A 13,248-nucleotide genomic window follows, 5' to 3' on the forward strand; every position below is an offset into this window, starting at 1 on the left:
ATTAATTAAAGATAATCCCCCTGCGGGGACTACTGATGCTCCCTAACGGTCACTATTAAGGCTGCCCCCTGCGGGGACTACTGATGCTCCCTAACGGTCACTATTAAGGCTGCCCCCTGCGGGGACTACTGATATGAACTTCGTTCATAATTAAGGTTGCTGTGTAAATCTGTCTGATCTGTGCTATCTGTGTCTATTAGAACCGCGTGAATCCGCGGAAATCCGCGTTATCCGCGTCTATTAAACTCACTTGATATAGCCTTGAATAACCTCCAGGAACTGCTGGCCGTACTTTTTTAATTTGTTTTCGCCCACTCCAGGGATGTCCAGCATCTCTTCCTGATCGCGGGGAACCCGGCAGCTCATTTCCTTTAAGGTACTGTCATGGAATATAACATATGGAGGCACCCCTTCCCGGCCAGCTATTTCTTTGCGGCGAATCCTGAGCAGGTCAAATAAATCGCTCTGCGGTGCAGCCGTTTCGGGCACCCGGGGCATCTTTACCAGAACCCTTTCCTTACCGCGCAGCACCGGGTTAGCTTTAGGCAGCAAGCGTATAACCGGATACTGTCCGCCGGTATTATATATGTATTCCTCCGCTTCGAGCAGATGCATGAGATCAACGATCGCCGGGATGTTCATTTCGCTCATAATGCCATAGGTAGAAAGCCGGTCAAAGCCCAGATTTAAAATCCGTTTGTTTTTTGAACCCTTCAGCACACCGGCAACCAGATTCATCCCATACTGTTCCTGCATACGCAGCATACAGGAGAAGATCTTTTGAGCTTCGATCGTAATATCGCGCACCTCGTATTCCTGTCCGCAATTAGCACAGTTGCCGCAGTGATTGGCCGCATCTTCTTCTCCAAAGTAATTTAAGATATACTGCTGCAGACAGCGGCTGCTATGACAGTAATCGATCATACTCTGCAGCTTTTTATACTCTCCGCTTTTTCTGGCTTCGTCTAAATCGCTGTTCTCGATAAGGTACTTTTGGATCTGGACATCCCCCGGCGCATAAAGAAGAATACAATCTGCCTGTTCGCCATCCCGCCCGGCCCGTCCGGCTTCCTGGTAATAGGCTTCCAGATGGCGGGGCATATTGTGATGGATTACATAACGGACGTTGGATTTGTCAATACCCAGACCAAAGGCATTGGTAGCCACAATAATCCTTGTCTCATCAAAGAGGAAATCTTCCTGGTTCTGCTGTCTTTCTTCATGGTTCATTCCGGCATGATATCGACCCACCGAGTAGCCCTTGGAATGCAGGTGTTCATACAGGGCATCCACCTCTTTGCGGGTTGCCGCATAAATAATACCGGCCTGCTCGGGATGGGTGTCTATATAGCGGGTGATGAATTTGGTCTTGTCGACACCTTTGGCCGCCGACAGATGCAGGTTTTCCCTTTTAAAACCGGTTACGTAGATATCCGGGTTGGACAGCTTAAGAAGTTTGATGATATCGTCCCGCACCTGCTGGGTAGCCGTGGCTGTAAATGCCGCCACGGTTGGACGTGATGGCAGATCCGCTATCCAGGGGGCAATTTGCAGATAGGAGGGACGGAAATCATGTCCCCACTGGGAAACGCAATGGGCTTCATCTATCGCTATCAAGGAAACCGGCAGGTTTCTAAGCAGATTGGTAAAAACCTCTGAGGCCAGCCGTTCAGGAGCCACATATAAAATCTTGTAATGGCCCTGACTGGCTTCAACCAGACAACGCCGGACTTCCCCGGCCTCCATACTGCTGTTGAGGCAGGCCGCAGTAATGCCCAGCTCATTTAAGGCGTCCACTTGATCTTTCATTAAGGCGATCAGGGGTGAAATAACCAGGCTTAATCCCGGCTGCAGTAAGGCTGGCAACTGATAACAGATTGACTTGCCTCCCCCGGTAGGCATGATGCCTAAGGTGTCCTGCCCGGCCAGAATGCTATCTATAATATCTGACTGCCCGGTTTTAAAGCTGTTATAACCAAAATATCTTTTTAAAGCTGACTGTATATCATAATTCATGGTACTTCTCCCTTAAAAACGGTCGTCTGGCCCGCAGCCCGCCAGTGTCTTAGGATTTTAGCCATATTAAGCCTTGGCAACCGTTTACAAGGCGGGTTCTTGCTAAATATTTACCACCCGAACTTCATGGACATAGGCTCGACATAATTCAGCCATATCCTCCATTTCCCCTTTGCTGAAAGGTACGATCTCTCCGTAACTGGGATCCAGGGTTACCCGAGGGTTAAACTGCTGCAGAGTATATCTATCAGCACCCTTGATATAGCGGGCCATTTCTTCAACATCTCCGGGTGTATGCAGGAGCGGTATTAAGGTAGAACGAAATTCCACTTTAATATCGCTTAGATTATTAAGCAGATGGATGGAGTTTCTGATTTGGAAAAAATCATGGCTGGACAAACGTCCGCAGGCCCTAAGGTAGCTCTTGAATTCCACCGGAGCCTTGATATCCATGGCTACATAATCCAAAAGACCCTCCCGCAGTAATCTTTCCACCATTACAGCATTGGTGCCGTTGGTATCGAGTTTGACCAGATAACCCAGGGATTTAATCCTTTTTATGGCCTCGGGCAGTTCCTCATTAAGGGTTGGCTCGCCTCCGCTGATAACCACAGCATCAAGAAAGCCCTGGCGTTCCTTTAAAAAACGCAGGACTTCTTCTAATCCAGTCAGAGCCGCACCATCATTTTTGGTTTTTATCAGCAGTTGGGGATTATGACAAAAAGGGCAGCGCATATTGCAGCCCCGGGTGAAAAGAACGGCCGCTATTTCACCCGGGTAATCAACCAGACTTTGTTTTATTATTCCGCCAAAATTCATATTAATTTATCGCCTTGTCAAATACACTTCTTTCTTTGAACTCTTCCTGTTTGCCGGCATTCCATTGGTCAATGGGGCGAAGATACCCTACCACCCGTGAATAGACTTCGCAGACCGTCTGTTTGCCTTCGGCTTCACAAATGGGACAGCTATGATGTTGTCCGCTTATATAGCCATGGCTGGGACAGATACTAAAGGTCGGAGTAACCGTGAAATACGGTAGTTTAAACTGCTCACACACCTTAAACACCAGTTTTTTAACGGATGTTATAGAGGATATGGATTCACCCAGGAATATATGGAAGGTCGTTCCTCCCGTATAGCGGGTCTGCAGTTCATCCTGGATCAGCAAGGCCTCAAAAAGATCATCGGTGTAGTTTACCGGCAACTGGGTGGAATTCGTGTAATAAGGCTCGGCTCCTTTTTTATAATCAGCTTCATTGGCAACGATGATCTGGGGATAGGTCTCCTTGTCCTTGCGGGCAATCCCATAAGAAACGCCCTCAGCCGGAGTGGCCTCCAGATTATAGATGTTGCCGCTTTCCTCCTGGTATTGACTGAGTCTCTCCCGCATAAAATCCATTACTTCCTTGGTGAAAGCTATCCCCGCAGGACTGGCCAGATCCTGTCCCAAAAAGTTCAGGCAGGACTCATTCATTCCTACCATGCCGATGGTGGAGAAATGATTCTTCCAATACTGGCCAAATCCAGCTTTTACATTGCGCAGATAGAATTGCGAGTAGGGATAAAGCCCTGATTCCGTTAGATTCTCCAATACCTTGCGTTTTATTTCCAGGCTATCGCGGGCTACATCCATGACTTCAGCCAAACGCTCAAAATATTCTTGCTTGCTTGAGGACAGATATCCCAGACGGCTCATATTGATGGTGACTACGCCGATAGAGCCGGTCAGGGGATTGGCTCCAAACAAGCCGCCGCCGCGTTTTCTTAATTCCCGGTTATCCAGGCGCAGCCGGCAACACATGCTGCGGGCATCTTCCGGACTCATATCGGAATTGATAAAGTTGGAGAAGTTTGGGATGCCATATTTGGCGGTTATTTCCCAAATTTTATCGTAGTTGGGATTGTCCCAATCAAAATCTTTCGTAATATTATAGGTGGGGATCGGGAAGGTAAAGACCCGCTCCTCGCAGTCCCCCTCCATCATGACCTCAGCAAAGGCCTGATTGAAGATATCCATTTCCGCCTGAAACTCCCCGTAAGTCGCATCCATATATTTACCACCGATTATTACCGGCTCATCCTTCATAAACTCCGGTACCTTAAGATCCAAAGTTACATTTGTAAAAGGTGTTTGGAACCCAACCCTAGTGGGGACGTTCATGTTGAATACGAATTCCTGCAGCCCCTGTTTGACCTGTTTATAATCTAAATTATCATAACGAATAAAGGGGGCCAGGAGGGTATCAAAATTGGAAAATGCCTGCGCACCGGCTGCTTCACCCTGGAGGGTGAAGAAAAAGTTAACGATCTGTCCCAGGATAGAACGAAAATGTTTAGCCGGGCCGCTGGCGACTTTGCCGCGCACGCCTTTAAAACCTTCTAAGAGAAGATCCCGTATATCCCAGCCCACACAATAAACACCTAATATCCCCAGATCGTGAATGTGAAAATCTCCGCTGCTCTGCATGGCTTTCATTTGCGGGGTATAAATCTGATCCAGCCAATACTGGGATACTATTACGGATGATAAATGGAAATTCATCCCCTGCAAGGAGTAGGTCATATTTGAATTTTCTTTGATTCTCCAATCGTTGCGTTCCAGATAGTTGGTAATTATTTGGTTGTTAAAAAGAAGCTGATCGACCTGGCGCAGATCCTCATGCTGCTTGCGGTAGAGTATATAGGCTTTGGCCGTCTTATAGTGGCCGTTTTTAACCAATACCTTCTCGACCAGATCCTGTATGCTTTCCACGGTAGCTATCTCATCATCATCTACATATTGGGCAATTTCAACTACTTTATCGGCTAATTCCTGGGCGGTCTGATAATCCTTGCCGCCTACCGCCTTGGCTGCCTTGTAAATGGCCTGAGCAATCTTCTCTTTTTCAAAATCGACGATCCGGCCATCCCTTTTTTTAATCCTGCTGATATCCACAAGCATCCTCCTTAATAAAGCTTCATACCACAACATATATGGCATCTAAAAACTAGAACCACTATATGATGTATTTTCATTATCCTCCTTGCGCGGGACAGACGCAAGTACCTATTTTATTCCCCTTCAGAAAATTAAGTACAATAATATGCAATTTTGTTTATATTTTATTAAAATTCGTTTGTATTCGTTTAAAATCGCACACAAGTAGAGCAGAGTAAGGATTGTTATCCCCTCTGCTCTATTTTGCTCATTTATTTTGCTGCTTATCTCCTGTTACGGCATTACGCTTCTACATGACCTAATGCCTACTTGTCTGCGCCTATTTTCCTGTTTAACATGGCCTGCACCTTAAGGGGGATTCCAAAGAGGTTGATAAAGCCTTCGGCATCTTTGTGGCTGTAAATATCATCTCCGCCAAAGGTAGCCAGATCCTCCAGGTATAACGAATAAGGTGATTCAGAAGCTACGGCCTCGCAGCTGCCTTTATACAGCTTTACCCGCACTTTGCCGGTAACGGTTTTTTGGGTCTCATCCACAAAGGCATCCATAGCTTCGCGCAGCTTGGTAAACCAGTTGCCATCATAAACCAACTCAGCATATTTGAGCGCCATTTGCTCTTTAAACTGCAGGGTTCGGCGATCCAAGGTCAAACGTTCCAGTTCTTCGTGGGCAGCATACAGGATAGTGCCTCCAGGTGTTTCGTAAACACCGCGGGATTTCATCCCCACCAGGCGATTTTCCACCAGTGAAGTGATCCCTACCCCGTTGGCTCCACCCAAGCGGTTAAGCTCGGTAAGCAGCTGTATAGGCCCCATTTTTTGGCTGTTTATGGCCACGGGAATCCCTTGCTCAAAGCCTATTTCTACATAACAGGGCTTATCCGGGGCTTCCTCCGGGGGAACGGTTAAGACATACAGATTGTTTTGAGCCTCATGGGCCGGATCTTCCAAATCCCCGCCTTCATGGGATATGTGCCAGATGTTGCGATCCCGGCTGTAGATCTTCTCTTTGCTGACCGGCACTTCAATACCATGAGCACGGGCATAATCAATGGCATCTTCCCGGGATTTGATATCCCATTCCCGCCAGGGGGCGATGATTTTTAAATAAGGATTAAAGGCTTTGACCCCTAACTCAAAGCGCACCTGGTCATTGCCTTTGCCGGTAGCTCCGTGGCAAATGGCCACTGCTCCCTCTTTTTCAGCAATCTCGACCATTTTTTTAGCCATGAGCGGACGGGCAAACGAAGTACCCAGGAGATATTTTTTCTCATAAACGGCCCCGGCTTTTAATACTTTAAATATATAATCGGTAATAAATTCTTCGGTCAAATCCTCGATATATATCTTGGAGGCTCCTGATTTTAGCGCTTTCTCCCGCACCGGCTCCAGTTCATCCCCCTGCCCCACATCAGCGCAAAAGGCAATCACTTCATAATCATAGTTCTCTTTCAGCCAAGGGATAATGATCGAAGTATCAAGTCCCCCTGAATACGCAAGTATTACTTTATCCATTTGCTAATTTTCTCCTTAATTAGCCCCCACAGGCGCTTTTTAATCTACTACATCACCAATGCCATGATAGCTTTGTGGGCATGCAGCCGGTTTTCGGCTTCATCAAATACGACCGACTGCGGTCCATCCATTACTGCATCACTTATTTCCTTGCCGCGCTTAGCCGGCAGGCAGTGCATTACAATGGCCTCTTTATGTGCATGGCTCATGAGTTCTTGATTAACCTGGTATTTTAGAAAGTTTTGCTCCTTTTGATCTGCCTCATTTTCCTGCCCCATACTGGCCCAGACATCAGTGTATACTACATCGGCCTGGCTGACCGCTTCTACCGGATCTTCCACAACCCGCAGCTTGGCCCCGGTTGCCTGGGCATCCGCCTGGGCTTTACGCAATATGTTAGCATCCGGTTCATAGCCTAAAGGACTCGCAACAACCACATCCATACCGGTTTTGGCACCACCAAAAAGCAGACTGTGGGCGACATTGTTCCCATCTCCTACATAGGCAAGTTTAATCCCCTTAAGGCTGCCCTTGTGCTCGATGATAGTCATCATATCACCGATAACCTGGGTGGGATGCAGTAAATCGGTCAATCCATTGATAATGGGAATAGATGCAAAATGAGCCAGTTCTAGCACCTCATCGTGGGAAAAGGTGCGAATCATGATTCCATCCAGCATCCGTTCCAATACCAGGGCGGTATCTTGGATAGTCTCGCCTCGCCCTAACTGAATATCCCGCGGACTTAAGAAAAGTGCGTGCCCGCCTAATTGGTACATTCCCACCTCAAAAGCTACCCTGGTTCGGGTGGAGCTTTTTTGAAAGATCATTCCCAATGTCTTGCCCTTGAGAATTGGATGAGGAATTCCTTGCTGCTGGGCTTTTTTTAACTGCAAACCCGTTTTAAGCATCAGATCAATTTCGGCTGCCGTAAAATCATGTATGCTTATAAAATCCCGTCCCTTTAATGATTGATTAACCTCCACCATAACACTCCTCTTTTATTAAATTTTTATGACCACCCGGTTCTATTGAGCAAGGGGGATTTACCACTCTTTTAACGATTTTTTTAATAAGCCCACCATCTGATTAATTTCTGTCTCGTTAACGTTTAACGCCGGTACGAATCTTAATACCTGTGGCCCGGCCCCTACTAGCAGCAGCCCGTTTTGCATACAAATCCGTACCAGATCGTTTACAGGTTTATGAAACTCCAGGCCTGCCATTAAGCCTTTGCTCCTGACCGCAACTATTCTTTCATCTTTGATTTGTTCGAGGGATTGTTTTAGATATCCTCCCATTTGATTGACATTTTCCAGGAAACCGGGCGCGGATACTATGTCCACCAGCTGACTGGCTACCGCCGTCGCCAGGGGGTTGCCTCCAAAGGTGGAAGCATGATCACCCGGCGCAAAGCCGCTGGCTGCTTTGTCATTGACCAGCATTGCTCCGATGGGAAATCCCCCCCCCAGACCTTTGGCCATGGTAACGATATCCGGACTTATTCCATAAGTCTGGAAGGCCATAAAGTTACCGGTTCTGCCCACCCCGCATTGTACTTCATCGAATACCAGAAATATCCCTTCCCGGTTGCATATATGCCGCAATCCCGCAAGAAAGGCGGGATCAGCTGGCAGGACTCCGCCTTCACCCTGTATCGGTTCTATCATAATGGCGGCAGTATCTTCATCGATTAGTTTCTCCACTGACATAAGGTCATTAAAATCAGCATATACAAAGCCTTCCGGCAGGGGTGCAAAACCTTCCTGATATTTGCTCTGCCCGGTAGCCGTGAGAGTTGCCAGGGTACGCCCATGAAAAGAGTTGTTAAATACAATAATCTTGGAGCGGTTTTCTTTTTGGCGGTAGTAGTATTTGCGCACCAATTTTATTGCGGCTTCGTTTGCTTCCGCCCCGCTGTTGCAAAAAAAGGCTTGACTGAGTCCGGAAAGACCGGTCAGCTTTTCGGCCAGCTTAACCTGGGGTTCAATCCAGTATAGGTTGGAAACGTGCCAGAGATTGTCGGCCTGTTCCTTGATTATCTTTTGCAGTTCAGCCGGGCTGTGCCCCAGAGCGCATACCGCAATCCCCCCAACGAAATCCAGATACTCCTTACCGTCTGCATCCCATACATAAGAGCCCTTCCCTTTTACCAAGGCAATCGGAAAACGCCCATACGTATTCATGACCACTTCCTGCCCACGGCTGACAATTTCTTGATTCGTCATTTTAAAACTCATCTTCCTTTCGGTCTATCCTGCCACTAATTAAGTACAGCTACACAATAATCCATTTATGGTTAATAAATATAAATCAATACGTTATCTAAACTGTATGCTCAAAACCCTGCTGGCGCGGGGAGACGAAGTAACCTCATCCGTTTGTTAAAATCGTTACTCGTTAACAACCATGGTGCCGATACCTTCATCGGTAAAGATCTCCAACAATATGGAGTGGGCGACCCGGCCATCAACTATATGGGTACGGCTGACTCCGCCGGTAACCGCTTCTGCGCAGCATTTTACCTTTGGGATCATACCCCCGGCAATTATGCCTGCCTGGGTATAGGATGGTACCTGACTCACCTTTAAAACGGATATCAGCGAGTCTGCGTCATTTGTATCCGCCAATAATCCCGGAACATCGGTTAAAAGGACTAACTTATCTGCCCTCATGGCCACCGCAATAGCGGCTGCTACCATATCGGCATTTATATTATAGCTATTTTGTTCAGGGTCTATCCCAATAGGGGCTATAACCGGTATGTAGCCGTTGTCAATCAGAGTTTCAATGATTTGCGGATTGATCGCCTCTACTTCACCGACAAACCCCAGCCGTCCAGAAGGATCGACCGGACGGGCCTTAATTAATTCACCATCCTTACCGGAAATACCAATGGCTTTCCCGCCGGATGCGTTTAGGCCGGAGACTATTTCCTTGTTTACTTTGCCCCCTAAAACCATTTCCACTACTTCCATGGTAGCCTGATCGGTAACCCTTAAGCCGTCCACAAACTCGGTCTTTATATTAAGGCGCCCCAACATGCCGGTTATCTCCGGCCCGCCCCCATGAACCACGATTGGATGCATACCTACATACTTCATCAGGACGATGTCTTGCATGACCTTCTGCTTAAGATCACAGTCTTTCATAGCTGCTCCGCCGTATTTGACTACTACCCGCTTGCCGTAAAAATCCTTGATATAAGGCAGAGCCTCAACCAATACTTCCGCCTTTTCCATGGCTGAACAAATCAAGTTAATCCCCCCAGTTGCCTAATATTCTATGTAATTGTTTTCAAACCACAACCACCTTTGAAAATAGCTGCCCTGGGTTGCGGCGTCATCCACGTTATCCGCATCCTTTTAATTCTGCGGAATCTGTCTATATAAAAGAAAAACTTCCAATCCGGCCAATACTTTAATGAAAATGTTCTGGGTAAATCTGTTTATCAGTGTTATCTGTGCCTATTTAAACCGCGTCCCTTATTTCTGCGGAGGCTAAAGCCTCCGCTACGAGGGAGTTTAATAATATCTGGGGCTAAGCCTTCATATTCCTGCGGAGGCTAAAGCCTCCGCTACGTGGGAGTTTATTAATATCTGGGGCTAAGCCTCCATATTCCTGCGGAGGCTAAAGCCTCCGCTACGAGGTGGTTTATTAATATCTGGGTCTAAAGCTCCATATTCCTGCGGAGGCTAAAGCCTCCGCTACGAGGGAGTTTAATAATATCTGGGGCTAAGCCTCCATATTCCTGCGGAGGCTAAAGCCTCCGCTACGAGGTGGTTTATTAATATCAGGGGCTAAGCCTCCATATTCCCTGCGGAGGCTAAAGCCTCCGCTACGAGGTGGTTTATTAATATCAGGGGCTAAGCCTCCATATTCCCTGCGGAGGCTAAAGCCTCCGCTACGAGGTGGTTTAATAATATCAGGGGCTAAGCCTCCATATTCCTGCGGAGGCTAAAGCCTCCGCTACGTGGGAGTTTATTAATATCTGGGTCTAAAGCTCCATATTCCTGCGGAGGCTAAAGCCTCCGCTACGAGGTGGTTTATTAATATCAGGGGCTAAGCCTCCGCTACGAGGGGGTTAATAATATCTGGGTATATCTATAATTCGGGTTATTTGTGTCCGTTTAAACCGCTTCAATCCGCGCAATCCTCGTCTATTACCCCAATCAAGTCCGGTAAGCGGCATTGATGCGGACGTATTCATAGGATAGATCGCATCCCCAGGCGGTAGCCGAATACGATCCGGACTTGAGATCTAATCTGATAATTACAGTATCTTTTTGCAGTTCCTGCCGGGCCAGATCCTCGTCAAACACCAATCCCATTCCGTCCTGGGCCACCATTTCTTCACCCAGGTATATATCCACCCGCCCAGGATCAAATTGAGCTCCGCAATATCCCGCCGCAGCCAAAATTCTTCCCCAATTGGCATCCTCGCCGAAAACAGCTGCTTTAATGAGGTTGGAGGCCGTAATCGCTCTGGCTATGGTTTGAGCTGTAATCTCATCCGGAGCTTTTTCCACCTGTACTTCAATCAGGTGATTGGCACCTTCGCCATCACGGGCGATCATTTTTGCCAAAGTAATAGTTACATAATCCAGGGCTTTTTGAAAAGCCTGCCCGGCTTCGCTGTCCGGATCATCCAGGAGGGGGTTGCCGGCCTGCCCGTTAGCCAGTATCAAGGCCATATCATTAGTAGATGTATCACCATCCACACTGATCATATTAAAAGACCGCCCCACCGATGATCTAAGCATATGATCTAAACATTTGTTGGTTATCCCAACATCTGTTGTGATAAAGCAAAGCATAGTAGCCATATTGGGATGAATCATGCCAGATCCCTTGGCGATAGCACCAATCCGCACCGGATATCCGGCAATATCAACCTCAACGGCGACCTCCTTAGGTATCAGATCGGTCGTCAGGATGGCTGCAGCGGCATTTGCGCCTCCTTGTTCAGAAAGGGTACCGGCGGCGGCCACGATGCCTTGCTTGACTTGCTCCATCGGCAAATAAACCCCTATCACCCCGGTAGAAGCCACCAGCGTATCATGGGGGTGGAGTTCTAAACAGTCTGCTGCGGTTGCGGCCATAGCCACCGTATCTTCCCAACCCTGTTCACCTGTGCAGGCATTGGCATTGCCGCTGTTTACTACAATCGCCTGGGCTTTGCCATCCTTCAGATAATTCCGATTTAGATCAACGCAGGCGGCCCGTACTATATTAGTGGTAAATACCCCGGCAGCCGTGCAGGGAGTCGTAGAATATATAATGGCCAGATCTTTCTTATCGTTTTTTTTTATTTCAGCAGCCACTCCCTGGGCTAAAAAACCTTGCGGTGAAGTGACTGAACCTTCCAATACAATCATAATTTATATAAACCTCCTCATCTAATCGCCTTATAGCAGGTTTGTAATAGTTGTCAAACAATTGTTTAGAATCTAAGCAATTGTTAATATTTTCCAATAACTTATGGGTATATTCCTAATCCCCGCAGTCCTTGAGACTCTTCCAGACCCAGCATAAGATTCATATTTTGAATGGCCTGCCCGGAAGCCCCTTTACATAAATTATCCAAAGCCGATACTAAAATTACATTGCCGGTATCATCATCGGCATAAATTCCGATATATAAAAAATTAGTTCCATACACCCACTTGGTGTTTGGAGTTACCCCTTCTTCCAGTACCTGTACAAATAATTCGGCTTGATACTTTTCCAGGAGAACCTCCCTAACCTGAGCCGCCTTTTGGCCCGGCCTCAAGCGCAGGTAACAGGTAGTCAATATGCCTCGATTCATCGGAACCAAATGTGGGGTAAAGATCATTTCCACCTTCTCACCAGCCGCCCGGCTCAGCTCCTGGGCAATCTCCGGCCCGTGACGATGTGTGCCCAGACCATAAGCCTTGAAGCCTTCGTTCACTTCACAAAAATGGCTGCTGGCCTTAAGGGCTTTGCCAGCCCCGGATACTCCACTTTTGGAATCGATTATAATCCCTTGGTGCTCAATTAGTCCGGCCTCAAGCAACGGAGCTATCGGCAGTATGGCCGAAGTTGGAAAACAGCCTGGATTAGCCACAATCTGACTAGTTTTTATCGCTTCCCGGTTTAATTCCGGCAGGCCATATACGGCTTGCGCGAGCATTTCAGGGGCTTCGTGGCGAGTTTCATAATACTTCTGATAGGTGTTTACATCCTGCAAGCGAAAGTCGGCTCCCAGATCTACACATTTTATACCGGCCCCAAATAGATCTTTGACCATGGGGACGGATAAGCCATGCGGCAAAGCCAGGAATACGGCTTCACAACTTTTCTTGATCTGTTCCAAATCAGTAGGTTGGCAGACCAGATTATAATATGCTCTTAAATGTGGATAGACATCTCCAATATTCTTACCAATATTTTCGGTTGAGGAAATCATGACCGCTTGCAGTTCATCATGACCGGCCAGAAGCCTAAGCAATTCGGCGGCGGTATATCCGTCTCCGATTATTCCAATTTTATACATAGGCAATTCCTCCTTGGAGTGATTTTATAATTATACACACAGGTGTATAATTTTGCAATAAGTTTTTATTTTTAATCAATAATGTGTTTAAGAATTAAAAAATTATGCAATACTCTTAAATGAGGGTTTTGCATAATCCAATTTCCTTACTCTTTTTTTCAGTATGAAGCGACCGTATCCCGGTGGTAAGCAAATAAGGCTAAGCATTATCAGCATTAATTTATATGTCACCCTGCGGTTGCTTTGGGCATATCATAAAT

Annotated in this window: 9 protein-coding genes; all 9 read right to left on the reverse strand. The window is 47.0% G+C overall.

The features are described 5' to 3' along the window. Positions 1 to 246 precede the first annotated feature (246 nt). Complete coding sequence (recQ, locus tag AAV90_RS05110) at positions 247 to 2,016, reverse strand: DNA helicase RecQ (RefSeq protein WP_046495054.1); 1,770 nt, start codon at positions 2,014 to 2,016, stop codon at positions 247 to 249. 102 nt (positions 2,017 to 2,118) lie between these two features. Then, positions 2,119 to 2,835, reverse strand: coding sequence for an anaerobic ribonucleoside-triphosphate reductase activating protein (locus tag AAV90_RS05115; protein WP_046495052.1), 717 nt, complete (start codon positions 2,833 to 2,835; stop codon positions 2,119 to 2,121). 1 nt (position 2,836) lies between these two features. After that, positions 2,837 to 4,960: a ribonucleoside triphosphate reductase gene (locus AAV90_RS05120; RefSeq protein ID WP_046495050.1), complete on the reverse strand. Its 2,124-nt coding sequence runs from the start codon at positions 4,958 to 4,960 to the stop codon at positions 2,837 to 2,839. Positions 4,961 to 5,262: 302 nt separating this feature from the next. Then, positions 5,263 to 6,471 (reverse strand): argininosuccinate synthase, encoded by a 1,209-nt coding sequence (locus AAV90_RS05125; protein ID WP_046495048.1) that lies wholly within the window; start codon positions 6,469 to 6,471, stop codon positions 5,263 to 5,265. A 47-nt stretch (positions 6,472 to 6,518) separates the two neighbouring features. Further along, positions 6,519 to 7,460, reverse strand: a complete 942-nt coding sequence (gene argF / locus AAV90_RS05130; RefSeq protein ID WP_046495046.1) for an ornithine carbamoyltransferase — start codon at positions 7,458 to 7,460, stop codon at positions 6,519 to 6,521. A gap of 57 nt (positions 7,461 to 7,517) precedes the next feature. Next, on the reverse strand, positions 7,518 to 8,699 hold the full coding sequence (locus AAV90_RS05135; RefSeq protein ID WP_046495043.1) for an aspartate aminotransferase family protein: 1,182 nt from the start codon (positions 8,697 to 8,699) through the stop codon (positions 7,518 to 7,520). A 165-nt stretch (positions 8,700 to 8,864) separates the two neighbouring features. After that, on the reverse strand, positions 8,865 to 9,713 hold the full coding sequence (argB, locus tag AAV90_RS05140) for an acetylglutamate kinase (protein WP_242847456.1): 849 nt from the start codon (positions 9,711 to 9,713) through the stop codon (positions 8,865 to 8,867). A gap of 930 nt (positions 9,714 to 10,643) precedes the next feature. Continuing rightward, the gene (gene argJ / locus AAV90_RS05145) at positions 10,644 to 11,849 is read right to left on the reverse strand and encodes a bifunctional glutamate N-acetyltransferase/amino-acid acetyltransferase ArgJ (protein WP_046495041.1); all 1,206 of its coding nucleotides are present in this window, start codon (positions 11,847 to 11,849) and stop codon (positions 10,644 to 10,646) included. 101 nt (positions 11,850 to 11,950) lie between these two features. Further along, on the reverse strand, positions 11,951 to 12,988 hold the full coding sequence (gene argC, locus AAV90_RS05150) for an N-acetyl-gamma-glutamyl-phosphate reductase (protein ID WP_046495039.1): 1,038 nt from the start codon (positions 12,986 to 12,988) through the stop codon (positions 11,951 to 11,953). Between the last annotated feature and the right edge of the window lie 260 nt (positions 12,989 to 13,248).

Source organism: Syntrophomonas zehnderi OL-4 (assembly GCF_000983115.1).
In the GTDB taxonomy this organism is placed as follows: Bacteria; Bacillota; Syntrophomonadia; order Syntrophomonadales; family Syntrophomonadaceae; genus Syntrophomonas_B; species Syntrophomonas_B zehnderi.